This is a genomic window from Nonomuraea fuscirosea, from assembly GCF_003001935.1.
Taxonomy (GTDB): Bacteria; Actinomycetota; Actinomycetes; order Streptosporangiales; family Streptosporangiaceae; genus Nonomuraea; species Nonomuraea fuscirosea.
The window spans coordinates 1-26443 of record NZ_PVNG01000020.1 but is presented as its reverse complement, the minus strand read 5'-3'; the positions used below and the strand labels follow the sequence as shown (position 1 = coordinate 26443).

General features: G+C 70.5%; 22 protein-coding genes. 11 read left to right on the top strand and 11 right to left on the bottom strand.

From position 1 onward, the window contains the following. Positions 1-13: 13 nt before the first annotated feature. Positions 14-760: a helical backbone metal receptor gene (locus B0I32_RS38280; RefSeq protein WP_106248091.1), complete on the bottom strand. Its 747-nt coding sequence runs from the start codon at positions 758-760 to the stop codon at positions 14-16. A gap of 68 nt (positions 761-828) precedes the next feature. Between B0I32_RS38280 and B0I32_RS38275 the strand changes: the two genes are divergently transcribed. Next, positions 829-1650, top strand: coding sequence for an SAM-dependent methyltransferase (locus B0I32_RS38275; protein ID WP_245956285.1), 822 nt, complete (start codon positions 829-831; stop codon positions 1648-1650). Between the two features lie 58 nt (positions 1651-1708). Here B0I32_RS38275 and tpx read toward each other — a convergent pair whose 3' ends face one another. Beyond that, on the bottom strand, positions 1709-2209 hold the full coding sequence (tpx, locus tag B0I32_RS38270) for a thiol peroxidase (RefSeq protein WP_106248088.1): 501 nt from the start codon (positions 2207-2209) through the stop codon (positions 1709-1711). 84 nt (positions 2210-2293) lie between these two features. Continuing rightward, positions 2294-5479, bottom strand: a complete 3186-nt coding sequence (icmF, locus tag B0I32_RS38265) for a fused isobutyryl-CoA mutase/GTPase IcmF (RefSeq protein ID WP_106248086.1) — start codon at positions 5477-5479, stop codon at positions 2294-2296. Positions 5480-5597: 118 nt separating this feature from the next. On the opposite strand from icmF, the gene B0I32_RS38260 reads away from it, so the two are divergent. After that, positions 5598-6650, top strand: coding sequence for a glucose 1-dehydrogenase (locus tag B0I32_RS38260; RefSeq protein WP_106248085.1), 1053 nt, complete (start codon positions 5598-5600; stop codon positions 6648-6650). 3 nt (positions 6651-6653) lie between these two features. On the opposite strand, the gene B0I32_RS38255 is transcribed toward B0I32_RS38260, so the two are convergent. Both B0I32_RS38255 and B0I32_RS38250 read right to left on the bottom strand, forming a co-directional pair. Beyond that, positions 6654-7604, bottom strand: a complete 951-nt coding sequence (locus tag B0I32_RS38255; protein WP_106248083.1) for a CHAP domain-containing protein — start codon at positions 7602-7604, stop codon at positions 6654-6656. Positions 7605-7785: 181 nt separating this feature from the next. Next, positions 7786-8556 carry a PP2C family protein-serine/threonine phosphatase gene (locus B0I32_RS38250; protein ID WP_106248081.1) on the bottom strand — a complete coding sequence of 257 codons (771 nt, stop codon included), beginning with the start codon at positions 8554-8556 and terminating at the stop codon, positions 7786-7788. A gap of 76 nt (positions 8557-8632) precedes the next feature. Between B0I32_RS38250 and B0I32_RS38245 the strand changes: the two genes are divergently transcribed. From B0I32_RS38245 to B0I32_RS38210, 8 genes are all read left to right on the top strand, one after another. Continuing rightward, the gene (locus B0I32_RS38245) at positions 8633-10501 is read left to right on the top strand and encodes an N-6 DNA methylase (protein ID WP_106248079.1); all 1869 of its coding nucleotides are present in this window, start codon (positions 8633-8635) and stop codon (positions 10499-10501) included. Positions 10502-10616: 115 nt separating this feature from the next. Further along, complete coding sequence (locus tag B0I32_RS38240) at positions 10617-11507, top strand: serine/threonine-protein kinase (RefSeq protein ID WP_106248078.1); 891 nt, start codon at positions 10617-10619, stop codon at positions 11505-11507. Between the two features lie 136 nt (positions 11508-11643). After that, positions 11644-12942 (top strand): ABC transporter substrate-binding protein, encoded by a 1299-nt coding sequence (locus tag B0I32_RS38235; RefSeq protein WP_106248076.1) that lies wholly within the window; start codon positions 11644-11646, stop codon positions 12940-12942. Beyond that, complete coding sequence (locus B0I32_RS38230) at positions 12939-13901, top strand: carbohydrate ABC transporter permease (protein ID WP_106248075.1); 963 nt, start codon at positions 12939-12941, stop codon at positions 13899-13901. Before B0I32_RS38235 ends, B0I32_RS38230 begins: the two co-directional genes overlap by 4 nt. After that, positions 13898-14701, top strand: a complete 804-nt coding sequence (locus B0I32_RS38225; RefSeq protein ID WP_106248073.1) for a carbohydrate ABC transporter permease — start codon at positions 13898-13900, stop codon at positions 14699-14701. The genes B0I32_RS38230 and B0I32_RS38225 overlap by 4 nt, the downstream gene beginning before the upstream one ends. Continuing rightward, positions 14698-16068, top strand: a complete 1371-nt coding sequence (locus tag B0I32_RS38220; protein ID WP_106248072.1) for a GH1 family beta-glucosidase — start codon at positions 14698-14700, stop codon at positions 16066-16068. The genes B0I32_RS38225 and B0I32_RS38220 overlap by 4 nt, the downstream gene beginning before the upstream one ends. A 32-nt stretch (positions 16069-16100) precedes the next feature. Further along, positions 16101-17096 (top strand): LacI family DNA-binding transcriptional regulator, encoded by a 996-nt coding sequence (locus B0I32_RS38215; RefSeq protein WP_106248070.1) that lies wholly within the window; start codon positions 16101-16103, stop codon positions 17094-17096. A 2-nt stretch (positions 17097-17098) separates the two neighbouring features. Further along, positions 17099-18097 carry a phosphotransferase enzyme family protein gene (locus tag B0I32_RS38210; protein ID WP_106248069.1) on the top strand — a complete coding sequence of 333 codons (999 nt, stop codon included), beginning with the start codon at positions 17099-17101 and terminating at the stop codon, positions 18095-18097. A gap of 44 nt (positions 18098-18141) precedes the next feature. On the opposite strand, the gene B0I32_RS38205 is transcribed toward B0I32_RS38210, so the two are convergent. Next, a complete protein-coding gene (locus tag B0I32_RS38205) occupies positions 18142-18672 on the bottom strand; it encodes a carboxymuconolactone decarboxylase family protein (RefSeq protein ID WP_245956284.1) in 531 nt (176 codons plus the stop codon). Positions 18673-18773: 101 nt separating this feature from the next. Between B0I32_RS38205 and B0I32_RS38200 the strand changes: the two genes are divergently transcribed. Next, entirely contained in the window at positions 18774-20273 is a 1500-nt protein-coding gene (locus B0I32_RS38200) for a nitrilase-related carbon-nitrogen hydrolase (protein ID WP_146178473.1), read from the top strand. Positions 20274-20369: 96 nt separating this feature from the next. Here B0I32_RS38200 and B0I32_RS38195 read toward each other — a convergent pair whose 3' ends face one another. The 5 genes from B0I32_RS38195 to B0I32_RS38175 form a co-directional block, all read right to left on the bottom strand. Then, positions 20370-21878: a glycoside hydrolase family 13 protein gene (locus B0I32_RS38195; RefSeq protein ID WP_106248064.1), complete on the bottom strand. Its 1509-nt coding sequence runs from the start codon at positions 21876-21878 to the stop codon at positions 20370-20372. A 4-nt stretch (positions 21879-21882) separates the two neighbouring features. Beyond that, positions 21883-22815: a carbohydrate ABC transporter permease gene (locus B0I32_RS38190; RefSeq protein ID WP_245956283.1), complete on the bottom strand. Its 933-nt coding sequence runs from the start codon at positions 22813-22815 to the stop codon at positions 21883-21885. Further along, the gene (locus tag B0I32_RS38185) at positions 22812-23678 is read right to left on the bottom strand and encodes a carbohydrate ABC transporter permease (RefSeq protein WP_106248062.1); all 867 of its coding nucleotides are present in this window, start codon (positions 23676-23678) and stop codon (positions 22812-22814) included. Before B0I32_RS38185 ends, B0I32_RS38190 begins: the two co-directional genes overlap by 4 nt. 5 nt (positions 23679-23683) lie before the next feature. Then, positions 23684-25039 carry an ABC transporter substrate-binding protein gene (locus B0I32_RS38180; protein ID WP_181308260.1) on the bottom strand — a complete coding sequence of 452 codons (1356 nt, stop codon included), beginning with the start codon at positions 25037-25039 and terminating at the stop codon, positions 23684-23686. A gap of 151 nt (positions 25040-25190) precedes the next feature. Beyond that, a complete protein-coding gene (locus tag B0I32_RS38175) occupies positions 25191-26180 on the bottom strand; it encodes a LacI family DNA-binding transcriptional regulator (protein WP_106248059.1) in 990 nt (329 codons plus the stop codon). Between the last annotated feature and the right edge of the window lie 263 nt (positions 26181-26443).

Genomic DNA, 26443 nt, shown 5'->3' with positions numbered 1-26443 from the left:
CCCTGCGTCCCGGTCAGGTGAGGGCGTGGCACAGGGTCTCGGGGGCGTGCACGAGGGAGGGGCCGTACCAGGTGAGGAGCCGGCCGCTGACGGGAGCGCAGGTCAGGCCGGGGAACGACTCGGGGCCGTCGGTCGCGCTGAAGGCGTAGGGCTCGTCGGGCAGGACCACCAGGTCGGGGCGGCGTGAGGTCAGCTCGGCGAGCGGGATCTTCGGGTAGCGCTCGGGATGGCCGGCGTACAGGTTGTCCACGCCGAGCCGGCGCAGCACGTCGCCGGTGAACGTGTCGCGGCCCACGACCATCCACGGCCGCCGCCAGATCGGCACGATCGCCGTCCGCCGCGCCCCCTCGTACGGCGCCCGCCACGCCTCCCGCGCCGCCGCCAGCCACCCGGGCGGCTCTGTCCGGCAGGCGAGGGCGAACATGCGCTCCAGCGACGCGAACGCCTCCGCCACCGTCTCGATCTTCGTCACCCACACCGCGATCCCCGACTCCCGCAGGGCCTCGATGTCGGGCGCGCGGTTCTCCTCGGCGTTGGCCAGCACCACGTCGGGCCGTAGCCGCCTGATCGCGTCGAGGTCGGGGTTCTTGGTGCCCCTGACCCTGGCCACGTCGAGATCGGCCGGGTGCGAGCACCAGTCGGTCGCGCCCACCAGCGCCCCCGGCAGGGTCGCCGCGACCGACTCGGTCAGCGACGGCACCAGGGACACGATCCGGCTCACGGACTCGGGGATCTGCACAGGCACGCCGAGGTCGTCCACGTAAGCAGCCTAGATCCTGCGAATGTCGGTCGGCCTCCGTAGACTCCTGGCCAAAGATCGTTAACTCGTTGATCGGGGGACCACGGTTGGAGCGGGAGTCACTCGGCTTCGATCCCAGCACGCCCAGCGTGGCCAGGCTCTACGACTACTTCCTCGGCGGAAAGGACAACTTCGCGGCCGACCGCGCGGCGGCGGAGAAGATCCTGGAGGTGGCTCCCGAGTTACCCGCGGCGGCGCGGGCCAACCGGGCGTTTCTCGGCCGGGCGGTGCGCCATCTGGCCGGGAGCGGCATCACCCAGTTCCTCGATCTCGGCACCGGCCTGCCGGGGCCGGGCAACGTGCACGAGGTCGCGCAGGAGGTCGATCCCGGGGCCAGGGTGGTCTACGTCGACCACGATCCGGTGGTGCTGGTGCACGCCCGCGCGCTGCTGGAGGGCCAGGGCGGCACGACCGTCGTCGAGGGCGACCTGCGCGGGCCCGAGGCGATCCTGCGCGATCCCGCCGTGCTGGGGGCGATCGACTTCAGCCGTCCGGTGGGGGTGCTGCTGGTGGCGGTCATGCACCACATCACCGACTCCGAACGGCCCGGCGAGATCATCGCGGCGCTGCGTGCGGCCATGGCACCCGGGAGCTTCCTGGTCATGTCCCACGGCACCAGCGAGGCCCGCCCGGCGGCGGTCGAGCGGTGCACCGAGGTCTACCGGAGCGCCGGCCTGCCGCTCACCGTGCGCGACCGTGCCCGGATCGGCGAGCTGTTCGAGGGGTTCGAGCTGGTGGACCCGGGTCTGGTGTGGTTACCGCAGTGGCGGCCCGATCTGCCGGACGTGGTGGACTTCGCCGCGGGCCCGCAGTCGTCGCTCGCCCTGTGCGGCGTGGGCATCAAGGGCTGAGCCGCCGCCCGCGACGTACGCGGGCGGCTCACTCAGCAGTGGCTCCCTTGAGGGCGGCTCACTTGAGGGCGGACAGCGCGCTGTCGTAGTCGGGCTCCTGGGAGATCTCGGGCACCAACTCGGAGTAGATCACCTTGTTGTCGCCGTCGAGCACGACCACCGCGCGGGCGGCCAGCCCGACCATCGGGCCCGACTCCTGCGCCACGCCGTAGTCGGCGAGGAACTCGCGGCCGCGCATGAGCGAGAGCATGGTCACGTTCTCCAGGCCCTCGGCGCCGCAGAACCGGCCCTGGGCGAAGGGCAGATCCGCCGAGACGCAGAGCACGGCCACGTCGGGGTGTTCACCGGCCACCTGGTTGAAGCGGCGCACCGAGGCGGCGCAGACGCCGGTGTCGACGCTCGGGAAGATGTTGAGGACCTTGGTCTTCTGACCGAAGTCGTCGAGCGAGCGATCGGACAGGTCGGAGCCCACGAGGCGGAAGGCCGGCGCGCTGTCGCCGGGCTTCGGGAAGGTGCCGCCGACCGTGATCGGGTTACCCCTGAGGGTGACGTCGGACATGAAATCCTCCAGAATACGGAATTTCCCCAGAACCGTGATCCTATCGGCGTCCCATGTCCGGACCCCTCACGGCACCCGGCTCGGTCAGACGTTGCGGCGGTACTGGCCGCCCGCCTCGAAGAGGGCGTCGGTGATCTGGCCGAGCGAGCAGACCCTGGCCGCCTCCATCAGCACCTCGAACGCGTTCCCGTCCGACATCGCCACGTCCCGCAGCCGGGCCAGCTCGGCCGGCGCCTCCGAGCGGTTGCGCTCGTGGAAGGCGTGCAGCCGGTCGAGCTGCGAGCGCTTCTCCTCCTCGGTGCCCCTGGCCAGCTCCACCTGGTGCGGCTCGGCCTCGTCCTCACCGCGCGGGTTGCGGAAGGTGTTGACGCCGACGATCGGCAGCGAGCCGTCGTGCTTGCGCATCTCGTACAGCATGGACTCGTCCTGGATCTTGCCGCGCTGGTAGCCCGTCTCCATCGCGCCGAGCACGCCACCCCGGTCCGACAGCCGTTCGAACTCGCTCAGCACCGCCTCCTCCACCAGGTCGGTGAGCTCTTCGATGATGAACGCGCCCTGCAACGGGTTCTCGTTCCTGGCCAGCCCCCACTCGCGGTTGATGATGAGCTGGATGGCCATGGCGCGGCGCACCGAGTCGGCCGAGGGAGTGGTCACGGCCTCGTCGAAGGCGTTGGTGTGCAGGCTGTTGCAGTTGTCGTAGACGGCGATCAGGGCCTGGAGGGTGGTGCGGATGTCGTTGAAGTTCATCTCCTGGGCGTGCAGGGACCGGCCCGAGGTCTGCACGTGGTACTTCAGCTTCTGCGAGCGCTCGCCCGCGCCGTAGCGCTCGCGCATCGCCACCGCCCAGATCCGGCGGGCCACCCGTCCGAGCACGCTGTACTCCGGGTCCATGCCGTTGGAGAAGAAGAACGACAGGTTCGGCGCGAAGTCGTCGATCTTCATGCCTCTGGCCAGGTACGCCTCCACGTAGGTGAAGCCGTTGGCCAGCGTGAACGCGAGCTGGCTGATCGGATTGGCCCCGGCCTCGGCGATGTGGTAGCCGGAGATCGAGACCGAGTAGAAGTTCCTGACCCCGTTGGCGATGAACCATTCCTGGATGTCGGCCATCATCCGCAGGCTGAACTCCGTGGAGAAGATGCAGGTGTTCTGCCCCTGGTCCTCCTTGAGGATGTCGGCCTGCACCGTGCCCCTGACCGTGGACAGCGTGCGGGCGCGCAGCTCGCGTGCCTCGGCCTCGTCGGGGTCGCGGCCCTGCTCGCCGCGGAAGCGGTCGAGGGCCTGGTCGACGGCCGCGTTGAGGTAGAAGGCCAGGATCGTGGGGGCCGGGCCGTTGATCGTCATCGACACCGACGTGTTCGGCGCGGCCAGGTCGAACCCGTCGTAGAGCACCTTCATGTCGTCGAGCGTGGCGATCGAGACGCCCGAGGTGCCGACCTTGCCGTAGATGTCGGGGCGCAGGTCGGGGTCGTTGCCGTACAGCGTGACCGAGTCGAACGCGGTGGACAGCCTGGTCGCGGGCTGTCCCTCGGACAGCAGCTTGAAGCGCCTGTTGGTGCGGAACGGGTCGCCCTCGCCGGCGAACATCCTGGTCGGATCCTCATCGTCGCGCTTGAACGGGAACACCCCGGCGGTGAACGGGAACATCCCCGGCAGGTTCTCCGAGCGCAGGAAGCGCAGCAGGTCGCCGTGGTCGGTGTAGCGGGGCAGGGCCACCCTGGGGATGCGGTTGCCGGACAGCGTCTCGCGCCAGAGCGGGGTGTGGATCTCGCGGTCGCGTACCTTCACGACCAGCTCGTCCGCGCGGTAGCGCTCCTTGACGGCGGGCCAGCCGTCGAGCAGCGCGCGGCTCTCCTCCGACAGCTCACCCTCGACGCGGACGGCCTCCCGCGCGCCCTCCTCGCTGAGCAGGTCGCGTACGGCGGCCAGCTGCTGGCGGCGGCGGGCCACCTCGGCCTGGGCCAGCGTCTCGGTGTGGTAGCCGCGCACGGTCTCGGCGATGTCGGCCAGGTAGCGCACCCTGGCGGGCGGGACGATGGCGGCCGACGCCTGCGAGGTGCGGCCCTGGACCGGCGCCAGCAGGCCGGGGCTCGCACCGGTCGGGAGGAGGGGCTTGAGGTGGTGGTAGAGGGCGGTGACCCCGGCGTCGTTGAAGCGGGCGGCGATGGTGCCGAAGACCGGCATGTCGTCGGGTGAGACGCCGAACGCCTCGCGGTTGCGGACGAGCTGGCGGCGCACGTCGCGCAGGGCGTCCTCGGCGCCGCGCCGCTCGTACTTGTTGATCACCACGGCCTCGGCGAAGTCGAGCATGTCGATCTTCTCCAGCTGGGAGGCCGCCCCGAACTCGGGCGTCATCACGTAGATCGGCACATCCACGTGCGGCACGATGCCCGCGTCGCCCTGGCCGATGCCGGGCGTCTCCACGATGACCAGGTCGTAGCCGGCCGCGCGGCAGGCGTTGATCACGTCGTCGAGGCAGGCGGGCACCTCGTTGGCCGCGCCCCTGGTGGCCAGGGAGCGGAAGTAGGTCTGGGGGCCCAGGCTGTTCATCCTGATGCGGTCGCCGAGCAGCGCGCCGCCGCCGCGCCTGCGGGTCGGGTCGATGGCGATGATCGCGATGCGCAGCTTGTCGTCGTTGTCCACCCGGAACCTGCGGACCAACTCGTCGGTGAGCGAGGACTTGCCCGAGCCGCCGGTGCCGGTGATGCCGAGGACGGGCGCGCGCCGCTCCGTGGCCAGGCCGGCCAGCAGCTCGGCGGGGGCGCGGCCGCTCTCGATCAGGGTGATCGCGCGGGCCAGCGCCGCCTGGTCGCCCGAGACCACGGCCTCCACGGGGGGCGGGTCGTCCAGCTCGGCGTCGCACTCCTCGATCAGCTTGTTGATCATGCCGGGCAGGCCGTAGCGCTGGCCGTCCTCGGGCGAGAAGATCCGGGTGACGCCGCGCGAGTGCAGCAGCTCGATCTCCTCGGGGACGATCACGCCCCCGCCGCCGCCGTACACCTTCACGTGGCCGGCGCCACGCTCGCGCAACAGGTCCACCAGGTAGGTGAAGAACTCCACGTGCCCACCCTGGTAGGAGCTGATCGCCACCCCCTGGACGTCCTCCTGGATCGCGGCGGTGACGATCTCGTCGACCGACCGGTTGTGCCCGAGGTGGATGACCTCGGCACCCTGGGACTGGAGGATGCGCCGCATGATGTTGATCGCCGCGTCATGCCCGTCGAACAGGGCCGCGGCGGTCACGAAACGGACGGGGTGTCGCGGGACGTGCACGCCTGATCACTCCTTCGTGGAGGCTTCACCTACGAAGATACTAGGACGTCCTACTATTTCCCAAGCGCGAGGTTGAGGGGGGCAGCGTGGGTAGGGCCCTGGCGAGGAGGTGGCGGCGATGCGCGCGCTGACGTTCGTACCGGGGAGTAAAGGCACGCTCGACGTGCTGGAGGTGCCCGACCCGCGGCCGGGTCAGGGCGAGCTGCTCGTCGAGGGGCTGGCCCTCGGCATCTGCGGGACCGACAGGGAGCTGCTCGCCGCCGACTACGGCTGGCCGCCGCCGGGCGAGGAGCGCATGGTCATCGGCCACGAGTCGCTCGGCCGGGTGCTCGAAGCCCCCGACGGGTCCGCGTTCTCGCCCGGGGATCTCGTGGTCGGCGTCGTCCGCCGTCCCGACCCGGTGCCGTGCGGAGCCTGCGGGCGGGGCGAGTTCGACATGTGCCGCAACGGCGGCTACACCGAGCGCGGCATCAAGGAGCTCGACGGGTTCGGCAGCGAGCGCTGGACGGTCGAGGCCGCCTACGCCGTGAAGGTGGACCGCTCGCTGGAGAGCGTCGGCGTGCTGGTCGAGCCCGCGTCGGTGGTCGCCAAGGCGTGGGAGCAGATCGAGCGGATCGGCGCGCGGTCCTGGTTCGAGCCGCGCACGCTGCTGGTCACCGGCGCCGGGCCGATCGGGCTGCTGGCGGCGCTGCTCGGGCGCCAGCGCGGGCTGGAGGTGCACGTCCTCGACCGGGCCGGCCCCGGGCTCAAGTCGAGCCTGGTGGAGGCCATGGGCGGGACGTACCACTCCGGCTCGTCGCTGCGGGAGTTCGCCGACGCCAAGCCGGACATCATTATCGAGTGCACGGGTGCGGGGCCGCTCGTCATCGACTCCATGACCACCACCGCCGCCGTGGGCATCGTCTGCCTGTGCGGGCTCTCGCCCGGCGGGCGGTCGCACCGGGTGGACGCCGGCGTGATCAACCGGGACATCGTGCTGGAGAACGACGTCATCTTCGGCACGGTGAACGGGAACCTGCGGCACTTCCGCGACGCGGCGGCGGCGCTGGCCAAGGCGGAGCCGGCCTGGCTGGAACGGCTGATCACGCGGCGGGTGCCGCTGACGCGCGCCCTGGAGGGGTTCGAACCCGCCGAGCACGATGTCAAGACGGTCATCGACCTGACGGCCTGACGGTCAGTCCCGTTCGTACGGTCTGCGTCGCGACGTGGTGGGGTGCTTGGTGGCGGAACCGCCCGAACCGGCCGGCACCCGGCTCCTGACCGGACGACCGGGCTTCTCGGAGGCCGCCGCCTTCTCCTGCACCGGAGTCTTCTCGCGGGCGGCCGACTTCTGGCGGGCCGGCGTCTGTTCGCGAGGCGGAGTCTTCTGGCGGGCCGGCGCCTTCTCGCCGGGTGGTTTCGCGGTGTCGGCGGCGGGTGGGGTGAGCGGGTTTCTGGGGGACGGGACCTTCGCGCCGGACGGCGGCTGCGTGGGCGGAGTGAGACGGCGCAGCGGCCAGGCCCAGCTGAGGCGGCGGTGGTTGCCGCGGCGGCGGCCCGAGACGCGCAGGGAGAGCACGATGGTCATGATCACCATGGCGGCGAGCAGCGCGGGCGGCGTGCCTAAGACGTCCAGCGGCGAGCCCTGCCCGACCTGCGCGGGCGGCGGCGACGCGAACGGGCGCTCGGTCGAGCGGATGTCGCCCAGCTTCTCGGCGTTGGCCTTGACCACGCGTGGTAACCCGTACCCGACGACCTTGTCCGTCTCCCTGGTCTTGCGCTTGAGCCAGACACGGTCGACGTTCGCCTCGATGGTGTGGATCTTCTTGCCGCTGACGCGCTCGACCACCCCGACGTGGTCGATGCCCTTGTAGCTCTTGCCGCCGCGCCAGTCGTAGAAGACCAGCGCCCCCGGCTCGGGCTTCTGCGACCAGGCGCCCTGCTGGATGAACCAGGCCGCGTGGGAGGGCGTCCAGGCGAACTCGCCGACGTAGTCGGACAGGCCGGACTTGTTCGCGGCCCAGGCGAGGAACATGTCGCACCAGGGCGCGTCACGATACTGGGGGTCTTGGACGCGATCCGCGTACCACTGGCCGAACTTGGTGAACTGGCTGCTCTTCTCCTTGTAACCGAGTTCCTGCCGCACCGTCTTCAGCAGCTCGTCCGCGATCGGGTCCAGGGTGACTCCTCCCAGAAAACCGACAAATCACGATGGACTGTAATAGCGCCGTCGGGAAAGTGCGCGCGTCATTCTGAAGTTGTCTTGCTATGAGACGAAATTTCGCCTAAGTGACGGCTGGGGCTGGTGTGACGGGCTACGACGATGGTCAGGCGCCCGCGCCCACGCGGAAGATGCCCGCCTCCCCCGTGCCCGGCGCGACCACGTCGGCCACGACCACGGTCACGTTGTCCGGCGAGCCGCCCTCGTTGGCCAGATCGATCAGGCGCTGGACGGCCGCGGCCGGGTCTGCCACCGTGGTCAGCACCTCGTGCAGGACCTCGGGCCCGAGTACGGTCGTGAGCCCGTCGGAGCAGAGGAGGTAGCGATCATCAGGCTCGGCTTCGCGCAGCGCCATGTCCGGCTCCGCCCTGCCCTCGCTGCCCAGCACGCGCAGCACCATGGAACGACGGGGGTGCACGGCGGCCTGATCCTCCGTTATCCGTCCTTCGTCCACCATCGACTGCACAAGTGTGTGATCCTTGGTCATCTGGTAGAGCGCACCATCGCGAAGCAAGTATCCGCGGGAGTCACCGAGATGAGCCAGGGCGAACCGGTAGCCGTCCCACAGCATGGCGGTCACCGTGGTCCCCATCCCCCTGCGCGCGGGGTCGATGTCGGCCAGCTCGACCAGCCTTCGGGCCGCCTCGTGCACGGCGCCCTCCAGCGCCGCCTCCAGGTCGGAGCCCGTCTCGGGAAGCGTGGCATCCAGCTCGCGCATGACGGCGATCGCCGCCGAGCTCGCCAGCTCGCCGGCCGCGTGTCCACCCATCCCGTCAGCCACCACGAGCAACCGGCCGCTCGCATAGCCAGAATCCTCGTTCTGCTCCCTGCGACGGCCCACGTCTGATCCGGCGGCATAGCGGATGTTGTGCTTCATACCCAGCAGTAAATCATTGGTTGAAAGACTTCACAAGCAGATGCGCTGAAGACTCTTGTGAACTACTGTGGGCTCCATGAGCCACGACCCGACCGTCAATGCCGGGGACATCGCCCGGCTCGCCGGTGTCGGGCGTGCCGCGGTGAGCAACTGGCGCCGTCGCCACGACGACTTCCCCCAGCCCATCGGCGGCACCGCCAACCAGCCGCTGTTCTCCCTGCGGCAGGTCGAGTCGTGGCTGCGGCGCTATGGGAAGTCCTACCAGGTCTCCCTGGGAGATCGGGTGTGGCAACGCCTGAAAGCCGCGGGCGATTTGCGGCTGGGCGAGCTGGTGGCCCAGGCCGGAGCCCTGCTCACCAGGGCCGGTGCCGCCGCGAGCGCTGCCGCGAGCGACGGCGCGGCACCGCACGAGGACGCGCCTGACGGCCGCGATCCCGGCGTGACCGGCGGGACGCGGACGGGCGGTCTCGGCGAGCTGGATCCCGAGCTGGCCGGCCTCGTGGTCGAACTCGGCGAGCAGCACGGCGCGCTTGCCGCGTACGAGTTCCTGTGTGAGCGCTATCTCGAAGCCCACTCCCGGCAGCTGTCCATCACCCGCGAGGACGTCGCCGCGCTGATGGTCCGGCTGGTGAGCGCCGACGGCGCGACCCTGTTCGACCCGGCCTGCGGCGTCGGCACGCTGCTGCTCTCCCCCGCCGGCGCGGCGCGGGTGCTCGGCCAGGAGCTCAGCGAGACCTCGGCCGCCATCGCCGCCGCCAGGCTGCGGCTGCGCGGCCTCACGGCCGAAGTCGTGGCCGGCGACGCCATGCGGCACGACGGCTTCGCCGGCGAGCGGGCCGACGCGGTCGTGTGCGATCCGCCGTTCAACGAGCGGGCCTGGGGCTACGAGGAGCTGACCGGCGACCCGCGCTGGGAGTACGGCCTGCCGCCCCGCGGCGAGCCCGAGCTGGCCTGGGTGCAGCACTGCCTGACCCACGTCAAGCCGCGCGGCCTGGTCGCCATCCTCATGCCCCCGGCCGCGGCCAGCCGCAAGGCGGGCCGCCGCATCCGGGCCAACCTGCTGCGCGCGGGCACGCTGCGCGCGGTCGTGGCGCTGCCCGGCTCCGACCTGTGGCTGCTGCGCCGCCCGGCGGCGGGCGACCGGCCGCCGTCCGAGGTGCTGATCCTCAACGCCACGGCCGACCTTTCTGTGGTGCAGCCAGCCTGGCAGGCGTACCTGGAGGAACGGTCCGATCAGACCGTGCGCATCATCGACCTGCTGGCCGACGAGGTCGACATGACCCCGGCCCGGCACCAGCGGCGCGACGATCTCGGGCGGGCGTTCGCCGAGGCGCGCGACCGTTTCCTCGCCGCCACCGCCGTGCCGCCCGACCTCAAGGTGCTGGAGCAGCCGCTCGACCAGCCCGCCACCACGCTGGGCGACCTGATCAAGGAAGGGCTGGTCAGCACGTCGCAGGCCCCGCCCAAGATGGCCGCCGACGGGGGCGACGTGCCGGTGCTGACCGCCGACGACGTCTTCACCGGCGGCGCGCCGTCCGGCTCGACCACCGTGCAGCAGGGGCTGGTCGCGATCCGGCCCGGCGACGTGGTGGCCTCCTACTCCGCCGTACGCGTGATGGAGGACGGCGGCGGGGCGGTGCTCGGCCCGCACCTGACCCTCTACCGGGTCGACGGCCGCCGGCTCGACCCCGACTTCCTGGCCGGCTTCCTGCGGGCGGCCGGCGGGCGGGTGACGACCGGCTCCAGCCGGTTCGACGTGCGCCGCACCCGGCTGCCCCGGCTGTCGCTGAAGGAGCAGAAGGCGTACGGCGAGGCGTTCCGGCAACTGGCGGTGCTCGACGACGCCATCCGCGAGACCTCGACGCTGGGCCAGACGCTCATCAGACTCGGTCTCGACGGCCTGGCCGACGGCCACCTCCACCCGCCCGCCCACGGGGCCCCGTGAGAGAGGCTCAGGACGCCGCACGCCGCCGCTCAGCACAGGATTCACCCTCCTTTATGAGGCGGGCTCAGCCGTCCGACGGTGTAGTTTTTCCCGGAAGGCTGCGGGAGGGACGGTAATGGTCATCGGCGACCGCTATGTGCTCGACGACCTTCCTCTCGGGCAGGGCGGCATGGGCGCGGTCTACGCGGGTCACGACCGCCACCTCGACCGGCGGGTCGCGGTGAAGCTGCTGCGGCTGCCCAGCGGGCCCGATCAGGAACTGGAGCGCAGGTTCATCCGCGAGGCGCGCATCCTGGCCAGGCTGGAGCACCCGGGCGCGCCCGTGCTCTACGACTTCGGCACCCACGAGCAGCGGCTCTTCCAGGTGATGCAGTTCATCCAGGGCGTCACGGTGGCCGACGTGGTGCACGAGCACGGGCCGCTGCCCGTGCCGTGGGCGGCGGCCATCGCGGCCCAGGCGTGCGCGGTGCTGTCGGCGGCGCACGCCCTGGCGATCTGCCACCGGGACCTCAAGCCGACCAACCTCATGCTCTGCCCGGACGGCAGCGTGAAGGTGCTGGACTTCGGCCTGGCCATGCTGCGGGACGCGGACGTCACCACGTTCACCCGGATCGGGCAGATCCTGGGCACGCCGGCGTACATGGCGCCCGAGCAGATCCAGCACGGCGTGGCCGAGCCGCGCAGCGACCTGTACTCGCTCGGCTGCGTGCTGCACGAGATGCTGACCGGCCACCAGCTCTTCACCGGCCCCACCGACTACGTGGTCTTCGAGCAGCAGGTCAAGGAGCGCCCGCCGACCATACCAGGGCTGCCGGAGCCGCTGGGCGCGCTGCTGGCGCAGTTGCTGGAGAAGAAGCCGGACGACCGCCCCGCCGACGCCAACGAGCTGTACGAGCGCCTCGACCCCTTCGCGGTCGATCTGCCCATGCTGCCCGGCTTCCTGGACCAGGCCCCGAGCCCCGGCCGCATGTACGCCCGGATGGCCGGGCGCGCGCTCACCAGCTGACCGCGGCAAAGAACACGCTCTCTCACGAATTCGGATCGTTATTTAACACCCGTTGACAGAAGCATGTGAGCTCCAACAATCTCGTGAGAGAGCGCTCTCTCAACCATCCCCCAAGCAGCAACCATGGAGGGTTTCCATGACCCCTCGCATCCGGCGGCTCGGCCTGCCCGTGCTCACCGCGTCCGTCCTCGCCCTGGCGACCGCGTGCGGTGGCGGCGGCGGTGGCAGCACCGCCGCCGAGTCGAGCGCCAAGCCCGGAGAGAAGATCAAACTCACCGTCGACCTGTTCGGCGACTTCGGCTTCAAGCCGCTCTACGAGGAGTACAAGAAGACGCACCCGAACGTCGCGATCGTCGAGAACGTCACGCAGTTCAACGACCACCACAGCAACCTGGTCAAGCGGCTGGCCACGAACGCCGGCGCGGGGGACGTCGCGGCGGTCGAGGTCGGCTACATCAGCACGTTCACCGCCCAGCCGGGCAAGTTCACCGACCTCAAGCAGTACGGGCTGGACAAGCGGCAGGCCGACTACCTCGACTGGAAGTGGCAGCAGGGCCTGAGCAAGGACGGCACGCAGGTCCTCGGCCTCGGCACGGACGTGGGCGGCCTGGCCATGTGCTACCGCAAGGACCTGTTCAAGAAGGCCGGGCTGCCCGAGGACCGCACGGAGGTCGCGGCGCTCTGGCCGACGTGGGAGCAGTACATCGAGACCGGCAAGAAGTTCGCCGGGGCGAACGTGGCCGGCGCCAAGTTCGTCGACTCCCCCGGTGAGATCCTGCGCGCCATGGTCAACCAGGCGCCCGTCGGCCTGTACGACGCCCAGGACAACATCATCGTGGACAGCAACCCCGAGGTGAAGAAGGCCTGGGACCTGTCGAACCGGCTCACCCAGGAGGGCCTGACGGCCAAGCTGGCGGCCTTCTCGCCCCCGTGGAACACCGGCTTCGCCAAGGGCTCGTTCGCCACGATCATCTGCCCGGCCTGGATGACCGGCTTCATCCAGGAGCAGGCCAAGGACGCCTCCGGCAAGTGGGACATCGCGGCCGTGCCCGGCGGCTCGGGCAACAGCGGCGGCTCGCACCTGATGGTGCCCAAGCAGAGCAAGCACCCGAAGGAGGCGGCCGAGCTGATCGACTTCCTCACCTCCAAGGACAACCAGGCCAAGGTGTTCAAGGAGGAGGGGACCTTCCCGTCGATCCCGTCGCTGTACGACGACCCGTCCATCCAGAACTTCACCAAGCCGTTCTTCGGCGACGCCCCCATCGGCAAGATCTACTCCGACGCCGCCAAGGCGCTCAAGCCGCAGCACCTCGGCCCGAAGGAGGCCGACGTCCGCACGGCCATCGGTAACGGCCTCGGCCGGGTCGAGCAGGGCAAGCAGTCGCCGGACGAGGCGTGGGCGCAGGTGCTCGAGGACGTCAAGAAGATCAAATGAGCACCCTTCCCCTCGCGGTGTCGCGACGGCGTAGGCGCGGCGTGCGGCACACCCTCGACATGAGGGTGTCGCCGTACGCCTACGTGGCCCCGTTCTTCCTGCTGTTCTGCGCCTTCGGCCTGTTCCCGCTGCTCTTCACGGCCTGGGTGAGCCTGCACGAGTGGACCCTGCTGTCGGAGACGCAGGAGTTCATCGGGGCGGCCAACTACACGACGCTGCTCGCCGACGGCTACTTCTGGAACGCCACCTTCAACACCCTGTCCATCGGCGTGTTGTCGACCGTGCCGCAGCTCGCGCTGGCCATCTGGCTGGCGCACCTGCTGAACCGGCGGCTGCGCTTCCAGACGCTGTTCCGGGTCGCGCTGCTGCTGCCCAACGTCACGAGCGTGGTGGCGGTGGTGGTGATCTTCAGCCAGCTCTTCGGCCGCGACTTCGGCATGATCAACTGGATTCTGTCCTGGTTCGGGGCCGGGAACATCGACTGGGCGGCGGGCACGGCCACCTCGCACATCGCGCTGTCGGTAATGATCATGTGGCGCTGGACCGGGTACAACGCGCTGATCTTCCTGGCGGCCATGCAGGCCGTACCGCGTGAGCTGTACGAGGCGGCCACCCTCGACGGCGCGAGCAACTTCACCCAGCTGCGCCGGATCACGATCCCGATGATCCGGCCGACGATGATCTTCGTGGTCATCGTCTCCACGATCGGCGCGATGCAGATCATCGCCGAGCCCCTGCTGTTCGGGCAGAGCAGCGGCGGCGGTGGCGGCGTCGCCACGGGCGGCCCCGACCGGCAGTTCCAGACCCTGGCGCTGTTCGTCTACGAGCAGGGCTTCGCGAACTCGACGTTCGACTTCGGCTACGCCTCCGCGGCGTCGTGGCTGATGTTCGTGGCCGTGGTGATCGTCGCCGGGATCAACTTCCTGATCACCCGCAAGGTGAAGGGCGGTCTGGTGTGAAGCTGCGTTACCTGACCCTGACCGCGGTGGCCTTCTTCTCGGCCTTCCCGCTCTACTACAGCGTCGTGGTGGCCTCCAGGCACAACTCCGCTCTGGCCGAGGTGCCGCCGCCGCTGCTCCCGGGCGGGAACTTCTTCGCCAACGTGGCCCGGGTCTTCGACACCGTCCCCTTCGGGCTCGCGCTGGTCAACTCGGTCGTCGTGGCCGGGTCGATCTCGATCGCGGTGATGTTCTTCTCGACGCTGGCCGGGTTCGCCTTCGCCAAGCTGAGGTTCAGGGGCAAGAACGTCATGCTCGTGATCACCGTCGCGACCATGATGGTCCCGGCGCAGCTCGGCATCATCCCGCTCTACATGCTCATGGTGAAGCTGGAGTGGACCGGGACGAACTACGCGCTGATCGTGCCGGCGCTGGTCAACGCGTTCGGCGTGTTCTTCATGACCCAGTACCTCACCCGCGCGCTGCCCAACGAGCTCCTGGAGGCGGGCCGGGTGGACGGGTGCAGCACGTGGGGGCTGTTCTGGCACGTTGTGCTGCCGACGGCGCGGCCGGCGGCGGCGGTGCTGGGCATGCTGACGTTCATGTCGGCCTGGAACGACTACTTCTGGCCGCTGGTCGTGCTGACCCCGGACAATCCGACCGTCCAGGTGGCGCTGTCGACCTTGGCCAGCGGGTACGTCAACGACTACGTGCTCGGCCTCGCGGGCACCGCGATCGGGACCCTGCCGCTCGTGGCCGTGTTCGCCCTGTTCGGCAAGCAAATCATCGGTGGAATCATGCAAGGAGCTGTTAAGGGATGATTTTTCCCGAGGACTTCGTCTGGGGAGCCGCGACGGCCTCCTATCAGATCGAGGGGGCGGTCAAGGAGGACGGGCGGGGCCAGTCGATCTGGGACACCTTCTGCCACACTCCCGGGAACGTGGCCGACGGCGACAACGGCGACGTGGCCTGCGACCACTACCACCGCTACCGGGACGACATCGGGCTGATGCGGGAGCTGCGGCTGGGGGCCTACCGGTTCTCCGTGGCGTGGCCGCGCATCCAGCCCGACGGCGAGGGCCCGATCAACCTCCGGGGCCTGGCGTTCTACGACCGGCTCGTGGATGAGCTCCTGGCCGCCAAAATTTCGCCATATGTCACCCTTTATCACTGGGATCTGCCCCAGGCGCTGGAGGACCGCGGCGGCTGGACCAACCGTGACACCGCCTACCGCTTCGCCGACTACGCCCAAGCCGTCCACGACAAGCTCGGCGACCGGGTCTCCGACTGGACGACGCTGAACGAGCCGTGGGTGGCCGCCTTCCTCGGCTACGGCAACGGCGTGCACGCGCCGGGCCGGCGCGACCCGGCCGCCGCCATGCGCTCGGCGCATCACCTGATGCTCGGCCACGGGCTGGCGGCGCGGCGGCTGCGCGAGGCGGGCGCGCGCAGCATCATGCTGGTGGTCAACTCCGCGCCCGTGCTCACCCCGGCCCAGGTCAACGACCCTGCCGCGGTACCCAGTGAGGCCGACGCGGCGGCCACCCGGCGCATCCACGCGCTGCTCACCCGGCAGTTCCTCGACCCGGCCGTGTACGGCACGTACCCGGAGGAGGTGCTGGCGGCCGCCGGACGCAACGGCGGGACCGATCACATCCAGGACGGCGACCTGGAGCTGATCAACGTCCCCATCGACCTGATCGGCATCAACTACTACAACCCGTGCGTGGTCGAGTCGGGCCCGGGGCTGCCCGCCGACGCCGCGTGGCCGGGCTCGGAGGACGTCAAGTTCGCCGCCGTGGACGCGCCGACGACCGCGATGGGCTGGCCGATCGTCCCCGACGGCCTGTCCCGGCTGCTCGTCCGGCTCTCCGAGGACTATCCGCGGGTCGGCCTCATGGTGACCGAGAACGGCGCCGCCTTCGACGACGTCGTGGAGGGCGGGCGCGTCCACGACGACGACCGGGTGGCCTACCTGGACGGGCACCTGCGCGAGGTGCACAGGGCCATCGAGGCGGGCGCCGACCTGCGCGGATACCTGGTGTGGTCGCTGCTCGACAACTTCGAGTGGGCCGAGGGCTACCGGCGCAGGTTCGGCATCGTGCACGTCGACTACGCCACGCAGACCCGGGTGCCCAAGGACAGCGCGCTCTGGTACCGGGACGTCATCGGCCGGAACGGGCTGTAGATTTTTTCCGTGCTCTCCCTTCTGAAGCAGTCATGAGACGCCCGACCCTGGAGGCGGTCGCCGCCCGGGCGGGTGTCTCGCGCGCCACCGCCTCCCGGGTGGTCAACGGGCAGACGACGGTGGCCCCCCACATCCGCGACGCGGTGCAGCGCGCGATCGACGAACTGGGTTACGTGCCCAACTCGGCGGCGCGCAGCCTGGTCACCCAGCGCACCGACTCGGTCGCCCTGGTCGTCAGCGAGCCGGGCACCCGCGTCTTCTCCGAGGACCCGCTGTTCTCCACCGCCATCAGGTCCGCCTCGATGGAGCTGGAGGCGATCAACAAGCAGGTCGTGCTGATGCTGGCGTCCTCACCCAAGAGTCACGCCAGGGTGGAGCGTTACATCTCCGGCGGTCACGTCGACGGCGTGATGCTGCTGTCCATGCACGGCGCCGACCCGCTGCCGTCCGCGCTGTCCCGGCTGCGCGTCCCCGTCGTCTCGTACGGGCGGCCGGCCGTCCCCGTCGACATCCCCTTCGTCGACAACGACAACGTGGGCGGGGCCGAGGCCGGGGTGCGGCACCTGGTGGAGGCCGGGCGGCGCAGGATCGCCACGATCGCCGGGCCGCAGGACATGATCGCCGGCCAGGACCGGCTGACCGGCTACCGCAACATCCTGCGCGACTCCGACCGCCGCTCGATCGTGGCCGTCGGTGACTTCACCCGCGAGTCGGGGGCGGTGGCGATGCGCCAGCTCCTCGGCGACGACCCCGGGCTCGACGCCGTCTTCGTGGCCAACGACCTGATGGCCGTCGGGGCGCTGCAGTCGCTGCGGCAGGCGGGGCGGCGGGTGCCCGACGACGTGGCCGTGGTGGGCTTCGACGACATCGAGGCGGCCAAGTACACCGAGCCGCCGCTGACGACGCTGCGGCATCCGGTCACGGAGCAGGCGGCGGCCATGGTGCGGCTGCTGCTCAACCTGTTCGAGGGCGGGCCGACCGATCCGATCATCCTGCCCACGGAGCTCGTGGTCAGAGAGTCCGCCTGAGCATGCCCTCCCGCTCCCGTCACGGGTCCGCCCCAGGGCCCGCCGCCGAGCCCGCCGCCGAGCCCGCCACGGGGTCTGCCGACGGGCCCGCCACGGGGTCTGTCGCCGGGCCCGCCGGTTTGTCCGTCACCGGGCCCGCCGCCGTCTCGGCCGCCGTCGCTCTGGCCGCGGAGCACGGCGTGCGGGTGCGGGAGCCGGTCGTGCTCAACGACTCCTTCAACCTGCGCGTCCACCTGCGGCCCGCGCCGATCGTGGCGCGGATCCCCACCGTCACCGCGCTCGGCCGACCCCGGCCGGCCGAGGCGCTGGAACGCGAGCTGGCCGTCGCGTCGTACCTGCACGCGGCCGGAGCGCCGGTGGTGCCGCCGAGTGACCTGCTGCCTCCTGGGCCGCACGTACGGGACGGGGTGACGCTGTCCTTCTGGGCCTACGCCGAGCACGATCCCGGCCACGTGACCACGCCCGAGACGGCCGGGCGGATGCTGGCCGAGCTGCACGGGGTCCTGCGCGGGTTCTCCGGGGAGCTGCCGCTGCTCGGGCCGGTGCTGCGGGAGCCGGTACGGCTGCCGGAGCTGCTGTCGGGCCGGATCGAGCCCCAGGCCCTGGACCGGCTCCGCACCGCCCACGCCACCCTGGTGGAACGCCTCGGCACCGAGCAGACGGAGCGGGCGGCGCAGGTCGTGCACGGGGACGCGCATCCGGGCAATCTGCTGGCCACGCCGGCCGGACCGCTCTGGAACGACTTCGAGGAGTGCATGTCCGCGCCCGTGGGATGGGACCTGGCCTGCCTGTCGCGGACGACGCGGCTCGACGGGCGGGCGGCCGTGCGGGCGTACGGGGCCGATCCCGACGATCCGGAGCTGCGGACGTACGTCGCGGCGCGCGGGTTGCAGGGCACGCTGTGGGTGCTGGTCAGGGCGCTGCGCTTGCCCGAGCACGCCGCCGGGGCCCGCGCCGCGCTGGACGCCTGGCTCCGCGACCCCAGCGGCATGACCCGCTGACCAGCCACCTGGCCGTCGGCCGCCTTTCCGCTCGGGACCGAGGGTCAGACGCGGAAGACCCGGAGCTGGAGCGCCAGCGTCGTGTAGTAGCCGACCAGCGTGGTCAGCTCGAACAGCTCCCGCTCGCCCAGCGCCGCGTACTCCCCGTCGTCCAGATCCCCCTTCGTCACCAGGGCGCGGGCCACCGCCAGCACCGCCGCCTCCCCCGGGTCGGGCAGGGTCAGCGGCGAGCCGTCGCGCAATGCCCGCACCTGCTCCTCGGTGAAGCCCAGGCGGCGGGCGATGGGCTCGTGGGCCGCCTGCTCGAACGCGCTGTCCTGGTGCCCGGCCACCACCAGGATCGCCAGTTCCCGCGCCCGGCCGGTGAGCGTGGAGCGGTAGCGGAGCGCCGCCCCGAGCTCCTGCAGCGGGTCGCCCACGGGCGGGCTGAGCAGCATCGCGTTGAACGGCCCGGTGAGGCCGCCCTCCCCGTCGACCATGAACCCGCCACGCGGACCAGAGGTGATCTTGTCGTAGAGCGTCCTCGTCTCGGCGTCCAGGTCGTGCGGGAGTGCTCTGCGCAGCCGTGCCGTCACCTTGGTTCCCTCTCCTCGGGGCGTTCGTCGCCTGGAGGATACGACGGACGGGGACGGCATCGACGTTGACACCGTAAACATTCGACGTTTACGGTGTATACATGAATCGGGGGAAATACGCGGCGGCGTACCCGCTCGTGGCGCTCGCCGCCTCGGCCGGGCTGTTCTACCTCGGCACCGGCTTCGCGCCGATCCCGGCGCTGACGTGGATCGCGCCCCTGCCGATCTTCTGGCTGGCACCCCGGGTGAGCGGGCGGGCGGCCTACGGGGTCGCCTTTCTGGCCTATCTGCTGGGGCAGGCCGGGCAGGTCGAGTTCTTTCTCCGGACGCCGTCGGTGCCGCTGCCGATCGGCCTGCTCATCGTGGTGGGCAGTTCGCTGCTGTTCGGCCTGGTGGTGCTGCTCTTCCGTGCGCTCGTGCGGCGCGGGCGTCCGGCGGCGGCGGCGTTCGCCGGGCCGGCGCTCTGGGTGGCCGTCCTGCACCTGGTCACGCTGGTCAACCCGTCGGGGATCATCTGGCCGCTGGCCGTCAACCAGGCCGAGGTGCCACTCGTCACCCAGATCGCCTCCGTGACGGGGGCCTGGGGAGTGGAGTTCCTGGTGCTGTTCGTGCCGTGCGCGGTGGCGGCGCTGCTGTCGCCGGGGGCGGACGCGCGGGCCCGGCTGCACGGCGGGCTGGCGGCCGTGCTGGTCTGCGGGCTCGTGCTGGGGTTCGGGGCGTGGCGGCTGGCCGGTGCGGACGGGGACGGATCGCGGCGGGTGGCGGTGCTGGCGGCGACCAGGTACCAGTGGGCGCCGGACGCGGCGAGCGCGGGCGGGCGTGACCTGGTGCGCTCGTACGCGGACCGGATCGCGGCTCTGCCCGGCGGTGTGCGTACGGTGGTGCTGCCCGAGGGGGCGTTCGGCACCGACGAGACCAGCCTGCCCGCGGTGGTCGGGCCGCTCGCGGAGGCGGGGCGGGCACGCGGCGCCGACGTGGTGGTGGGAGTCGTGCACCAGGCGCCCGGGCTCAAGTACAACTACTCGGTGCTGCTCCCCGCGGACGGGACGAAGCCCGTGTACTACGCGAAGTGGCACTTCGCGCCCGGAGCTCCGTTCCGGCGCGGCACGGAGCTCAAGTTCTCCGGCGACGGCCTGGTCGGCCTGGCGAACTGCATGGACCTCAACTTCCCCGATCCCGGCCGCAGCTACGGGCTGGCGGGGGCGCGGCTGCTGGCGGTGCCCGCGGCCGACGAGTTCGGCAACGGCTGGCAGCACAGCCGGATGGGGCTGCTGCGCGGGGTGGAGAGCGGGTTCTCGCTGGCCTGGGCGGCGCAGCAGGGCACGCCGATGATCTCCGACCCGTGGGGGCGGGTGCTCGGCTCGGCGGACACGGAGGGGACGCGGGAGCCGTTCGTCACGGCCGTCGCCGACGTGCCCGCAGGACCGTCAGGTCCCACGGCGTACGCGCGCTTCGGCGACTGGTTCGGCTGGGTGTGCGTGGCCCTGACGCTGGCGGCGCTGCTCGCCACCCGCCGCGGCCGCCGGCCGGCCCCTACAGGCGAACCCCGTCGTGCGGAGCCCAGGGACGGCGTGGCCGTTCCTGGGCGAGGCCGAGCCTGAACGGACCCGTCGGCGCAAGGTCCTGAGCGGCCCCCGGGCGACGGCAGCCCCGCCTGTCGGCCCCGGGCGGCGGCAGGTCCGCCCGGGGCCGACAGGTCAGGTCAGCCAGGCGGTGGTGTCCGAGGGCAGCAGGCCGTCCTCGATCGGGCCGCTGGCCAGCACGACCGTGCCCGCGGGCAGCGGGATCGGGTCCTGGCCCAGGTTCGTGACGCAGGTGAGGCCCGAATCGCGGGTGAAGGCCAGCACCTCCTCCCCCAGCGGCAGCCAGGCCAGCGTCCCGTCCCCGAGCAGTCTCCTGCGCAGCTCCAGCCCCTTGCGGTAGAGGTTGAGCATCGAGCCGAGGTCCGTCCGCTGCGCCTCGGCCGTCAGCTTGCGCCAGCTCTCCGGCTGCGGCAGCCAGGGCGTGCCGTCGCCGAACCCGAACGGGGGCTCCTCGCCCGACCACGGCAGCGGGATGCGGCAGCCGTCGCGGCCGGGGTTGGCGCCGCCCGAGCGGGCGTACATCGGGTCCTGGCGCAGCTCGTCCGGCAGGTCCTCGACCTCCGGCAGGCCCAGCTCCTCGCCCTGGTAGACGTAGAGCGAGCCGGGCAGGGCCATGGCCAGCAGCGCCGCGGCGCGGGCCCGGCGGTGGCCGAGCTCGGGGTCCGACGGGGTGCCGTGCAGGGCTCCGCCGTGCGCGAACGAGGTGTCGGCGCGGCCGTACCGGGTGACCGGCCTGGTCACGTCGTGGTTGGACAGCACCCACGTCGGCGGGGCGCCGATCGGGGTGTGCGTGGCCAGCGTGAGATCGATCGACCGGCGCAGGTCGGCCGGGTCCCAGGCGCAGGACAGAAAGTCGAAGTTGAAGGCCGTGTGCAGCTCGTCGGGGCGAAGGTAGAGCGCGAAACGCTCCTGATCGGGGAGCCATACCTCCCCGATCAGGACGCGCTCGCCATACTCGTCGGCCACCTCGCGCCACCGGCGGTAGACGTCGTGGACCGCGTCGAGGTCCTCGTACGCGGTGTCGGACTTGATCAGCAGTGCCGCCGAGTCGATCCGGAAGCCGTCCGCCCCGCGGTCGAACCAGAAGCGCAGCACGTCCTCGAACTCCCGGTGCACCTCGGGGTTCGTCCAGTTCAGGTCGGGCTGTTCGGGGGCGAACAGGTGCAGGTACCACTGGCCGTCGGGGACCTGCGTCCACGCCGGGCCGCCGAAGATCGACTGCCAGTCGTTGAGCGGCTCGTCGGCGAACCAGAAGCGGTCGCGGGCGGCCGGGTTCGCCAGGGCCTCCTTGAACCAGGCGCTCTCTGTGGAGCTGTGGTTCGGGACCACGTCGATGATGACCTTGACGTCGAGGTCGTGCGCCTCCTGGATGAAGCGCTCGGCCTCGCCGAGCGTGCCGAAGACCGGCTCGATGCCCCGGTAGTCGGCCACGTCGTAGCCGCCGTCGGCCATCGGCGACGGATACCACGGGTTGAGCCAGATGGCGTCGATCCCGAGATCCTTCAGGTACGGCAGGCGGGCGCGCAGGCCGGCGAGGTCGCCCACGCCGTCGCCGTTCCCGTCGGCGAAGCTACGCAGGTAGACCTGGTAGATCGCGGCCCCCCGCCACCACGTTTGCGACATGCGCTCATCCCTTGATGCTTCCGGCGGTCAGGCCCGCCATGATGTGTCGTTGGAAGATGAAGAAAACAATGATCATGGGGATGCTGGTGATCAGCAGACCGCCCATGATCTGGTTCTGGGTGACGGCGCCGGCCGTCTGCGACAGGCCCACGCTGATCGTCATCCTGTCGCTGTCGGTCATGACCAGCAGCGGCCAGACGAAGTCCTTGAACGAGGTGACGATCGTGAAGATCGAGACCACGCCCAGGATCGGCCTGGAGATCGGCAGGACCACCGAGCGCAGGATGCGCACCGGCCCCGCCCCGTCGATCTGCGCGGCCTCGATCAGCTCCCTGGGGATCGAGTCGAAGAAGCGCTTGAGCAGGAAGATGTTGAATCCGTTGGCCGCCGCGGGCAGCCACAGCGCCCACGGGTTGTTCAGCAGGCCCAGGTCGACGACCGTGACGTACAGCGGGATCAGCACCACCATGGCCGGGATCATCAGCGTCGCCAGCATCATGCCGAGGATGACGTTGCCGAACATCGGCCGCAGCTTCGACAGCGCGTACGCCGCCGAGACGTCCACGGCCATGCAGACGACCCAGCCGCCGAGCGAGTAGTACGCCGTGTTCGCCAGCAGCGTGCCGATGTCGAACAGGTCCCACGCCTCGAAGAAGGCGTCCGTGCTCGGCTCGGCCGGCACGAGCGTCGGCGGCATCTGCGCCAGCTCCTCCGGCGTCTTCAGCGCGCCGGTCACCATCCAGTACAGCGGGAAGACGAAGGCTAGCGTGAACGTCACCAGCACCGCGGCGAGCACGAGCCAGTAGATCCGCCGGCCCCACCTGCTGTTGAGCTGGTGCGGCGAGACGATCGTGCGGAACTGCACCTCGATCGGCTTCGGCGACCTCTTCCTGCCCCGCTTGCGCCCGGTGGCCGCCCGGGCTCCGACGGAGATCACGCCTTGTCCTCCCTGGTCAGCCGGAGCTGGAAGGCCGCGAAGACGAGCAGCACGATCATCAGCATCATGCCGAGCGCCCCGGCCGAGCCGTAGTCCTGCAGCGTGAACGCGTTCTGGAACATCAGGTACGCGACCGTGACCGTCGCGTTCTCCGGCCCGCCGCCGGTGAGCATGTACGGCTCGATGAACACCTGCATGGTCGCCACGATCTGCAGCATGAGCATGAGCAGCAGGATCAGCCGGGTCTGCGGGATCGTGACGTGCCTGATCCGCTTCCAGATGCCGGCGCCGTCCAGCTCGGCCGCCTCGTACAGCTCCGGCGGGATGTTCTGCAGCGCGGCCAGGTAGATCAGCGTCGCGCTGCCCATGTTCATCCAGGTCGAGACGATGACCAGGGAGATCAGGGCGGTGGACGAGCTGTCCAGCCAGGCCAGCGGCGGCAGGCCGAGGACGTCGAGCACCTGGTTGAACAGCCCGGGCCCCGGGTCGTAGAACCACCTGAACAGCAGCACCGCCACGATCGGCGGCAGCATGACCGGCAGGTAGACCACGAACCGCAGGTAGGCCCGGGCGTGGCGCAGCTCGTTGAGCACGAGCGCGACGACGAACGGCACGGCATAGCCGCACAGCAGGGCGAGGAGCGTGAACTCCAGGGTGTTCAGCCAGGCTTCGCCGAAGGCCGGGTCCAGGAAGGCCGTCTTGAAGTTGTCCAGGCCTGCCCAGATCGGCTCGTTGATCAGGTCGGTCTTCTGGAAGCTCAGGATGAACTCCCTGACCATCGGATACCAGGCGAACACCGTGAAGCAGGCCAGCGCCGCGCACAGGAACCCGTAGGCCGTCAGGTTGCGCCTCAAGATCTGCATACGGGTCAGCCCTTGGCCGCCAGCACCGAGTTGGCCTTGGTCTCGGCGTCCGCGAGCAACTGGTCGATGTTCGCTTCCTTACGGCTCAGGACACCCGACATCGGCACGTCGAGGATGGCGTACAGCTCCTGGGCGTGCACCGGCTCGGCCTTCGGCGGGATCGTGCCGGCCGCCTGGACGTAGGAGTCGTAGTTCTCGACCGGCAGCGAGGCGTTCTTGACGCGGTCGGCCTGGATGGCCTGACCGGTCGGCGAGTCACCGAAGACGGCGTTGTCGGGGACGCCCACGGGGTTGCCGATGCTCTTGCCGCGGGCGAAGTCGAAGCGGCCCTTGCCGACGGTGTTGAACCGGAAGTCGATCCACTCCAGCGCGGCCTTGGCCTCCTCCGGCGTCGCCTTCGGGTTGATCATGAACGCTTCGCCGCCGCTGAGCGACGCCTTGGCCTCGGGGAAACCGGTGATGCCGTAGTCGGCCACGTTGCCCTTGAACTTGTTCACCACGTCGGTGACCACGTCGGGCGCGCCGAGCATCATGCCGACCTTGCCGCTGCCCATGGCGACCATGAGGGACTCCCAGCCGACCAGGAGCTTGGTGCCCATGCTGTTGTCCGTCCAGCGCATGTCGTGCAGGGTCTGCAGCACGGCCTTGCCTTCGGGCGAGTTGAACGCGGCCTTCTTGTCGTCGGGGGTCAGGATGCTGCCGCCGCGGCCGTAGATGGCCTGGGTGAAGTGCCAGCCGCCGGTGTTGCCGCCGGAGTACTCGCCGAAGCCGACGTGCCCGGCGCCGAGCCCGGCGATCTTCTTGGCCGCCTCGCGGACCTCGGCCCAGGTCTTCGGCGGGGTGTTGGGGTCGAGCCCGGCCTTAGTGAACAGGGCCCGGTTGTAGACCAGGCCGACGCTGTAGTGCACGTTGGGGACGCCGTAGACCTTGCCGTCCTTGGTGAGCAGTTCCTTGTGGTCGGCGCGCAGGTCGTTCCAGTTCTTGACGGCGCTCGTGTACGGCGTGATGTCCAGCGCCTGGCCCTTGGCGATCACGTCGTTGTAGTTGGTCACGGGCACCACGAAGGCCGTCTCCATCTGGCCGCCCGCCAGCTTGGGCCCGAACGTCTTGGGGTCGAAGCACGGCTGCTGGTCCGTGCTCTTGACCGTCACGCCGGGGTGGTCCTTCATGAACGTCGCCACGTCGTCGTCCCAGGCCTGCCGTTCCTTCGGCGCGGACTTCGCCGGCTGGCAGGCCACCGTGATCGAGACGGCCTTGGCGCCGCCACTGGCCGCGGGGGCGGCGGGCTCGCCCGAGCCGCAAGCCGCCGTGGTCGCCAGCGCCAGCACGGTTACTAGCGAGAGTCCGGTGGATCTCTGCATGGTCTGACCCTTCTGATGCGAGGTGCCCACACCATAGGTTCAGCGACCGAAGTGTGCAATATTTCGACTTCATATTGCAAGATAACGACTGCGTCACGCCGCATGCGGCTGAGGCCCGCCTCCGAGTGAGGACGGGCCCTGGACCAGAGGGTCAGACGCCGGCGCGGGCGGTGGAGGCGCGGACGACCAGCTCGGGCTCGAACAGGAGCTCGTCGGCGGGCACCACCGCCTTATCGATCTGGGCGACCAGGAGGTCGACCGCCGCGCGGCCCATGGCGTCTATGGGCTGGCGGACGGTGGTCAGCGGCGGCTCGGTGCAGTTCATCAGGGCCGAGTCGTCGAAGCCGATGACCGAGATGTCCGCGGGAACGGCGAGGCCGGCCCGGCGGGCGGCGCGCACGGTGCCCAGCGCGAGCAGGTCGCTGGCGCAGATCACGCCGGTGACCCCGCGCCTGACCAGCCGGGCGGCGGCCGCGTGCCCGCCCTCCAGCGAGAACATCGTGTGCTCGACCAGCTCCGCGTCCCCGCCCTGGGCCTGGAACGTCTCCAGCTTGCGCCGCGAGGGCATGTGGTCCTTGGGCCCGAGCACCATGCCGATCCGCTCGTGGCCGAGCGCCCGCAGGTGGGCGATGGCCATCTCGGCGGCCACCACGTCGTCGCAGGACACCTGGGGGAAGTCGAGGTGCTGGACGGCGGCGTTGACCAGGACCGTGGGCAGCTTGCGCTCGTGCAGCAGCTCGTAGTGCCCGTGCGCGGCGTCGGCCTGGGCGTACAGGCCGCCGGCGAAGACCACGCCGCTGACCTGCTGCTGGAGCAAGAGGTCCACGTAGTCGGCCTCGGAGACGCCGCCGACCGTGCGGGTGCACAGCACGGAGGTGAAGCCCTGCTGAGCCAGGGCGCCGCCGACGACTTCCGCGAAGGCGGGGAAGATCGGGTTCTGCAGCTCGGGGAGCACCAGGCCGACCAGCCGGGCACGGTCGCCGCGCAGCTGGGTGGGGCGTTCGTAGCCGAGCACGTCGAGCGCGGTCAGCACGGCCTCGCGGGTCGCGTCGGACACCCCGGGCTTGCCGTTGAGCACGCGGCTCACGGTCGCCTCGCTCACCCCGACCTTCTTGGCCACCTCTGCGAGTCGTCGTGTCATGCGCAAACTATACGGCTATCAGCGCAAGCGCTTGCAACCGCTTACGTAAATCGGACGTCGTCGTTTGCGCCGTGCCCACGGCGGGCTTCCTGCCGTTCCCGGCTTTCTGACCAGCACTTCCGGACCGCCGGGCACGACGTGAGTCAGTCGAATGTTTGCGCAATCTCATCGAAATATTGCGGCCATCTGCCCGACATCTTATGGTTCGGCCATCCGCCTGACCCGAAGGGCCACCCCCATGAGAGCACTGCTTGCCGCCCTTG

Coding starts and splice junctions, on each gene's coding strand:
- tpx (WP_106248088.1), bottom strand. CDS start 2,209: ATGTCCGACGTCACCCTCAGGGGTAACCCGATCACGGTCGGCGGCACC.
- B0I32_RS38260 (WP_106248085.1), top strand. CDS start 5,598: ATGCGCGCGCTGACGTTCGTACCGGGGAGTAAAGGCACGCTCGACGTG.
- B0I32_RS38250 (WP_106248081.1), bottom strand. CDS start 8,556: ATGAAGCACAACATCCGCTATGCCGCCGGATCAGACGTGGGCCGTCGC.
- B0I32_RS38245 (WP_106248079.1), top strand. CDS start 8,633: ATGAGCCACGACCCGACCGTCAATGCCGGGGACATCGCCCGGCTCGCC.
- B0I32_RS38240 (WP_106248078.1), top strand. CDS start 10,617: ATGGTCATCGGCGACCGCTATGTGCTCGACGACCTTCCTCTCGGGCAG.
- B0I32_RS38235 (WP_106248076.1), top strand. CDS start 11,644: ATGACCCCTCGCATCCGGCGGCTCGGCCTGCCCGTGCTCACCGCGTCC.
- B0I32_RS38230 (WP_106248075.1), top strand. CDS start 12,939: ATGAGCACCCTTCCCCTCGCGGTGTCGCGACGGCGTAGGCGCGGCGTG.
- B0I32_RS38220 (WP_106248072.1), top strand. CDS start 14,698: ATGATTTTTCCCGAGGACTTCGTCTGGGGAGCCGCGACGGCCTCCTAT.
- B0I32_RS38215 (WP_106248070.1), top strand. CDS start 16,101: ATGAGACGCCCGACCCTGGAGGCGGTCGCCGCCCGGGCGGGTGTCTCG.
- B0I32_RS38210 (WP_106248069.1), top strand. CDS start 17,099: ATGCCCTCCCGCTCCCGTCACGGGTCCGCCCCAGGGCCCGCCGCCGAG.
- B0I32_RS38200 (WP_146178473.1), top strand. CDS start 18,774: ATGAATCGGGGGAAATACGCGGCGGCGTACCCGCTCGTGGCGCTCGCC.
- B0I32_RS38195 (WP_106248064.1), bottom strand. CDS start 21,878: ATGTCGCAAACGTGGTGGCGGGGGGCCGCGATCTACCAGGTCTACCTG.
- B0I32_RS38185 (WP_106248062.1), bottom strand. CDS start 23,678: ATGCAGATCTTGAGGCGCAACCTGACGGCCTACGGGTTCCTGTGCGCG.
- B0I32_RS38180 (WP_181308260.1), bottom strand. CDS start 25,039: ATGCAGAGATCCACCGGACTCTCGCTAGTAACCGTGCTGGCGCTGGCG.
- B0I32_RS38175 (WP_106248059.1), bottom strand. CDS start 26,180: ATGACACGACGACTCGCAGAGGTGGCCAAGAAGGTCGGGGTGAGCGAG.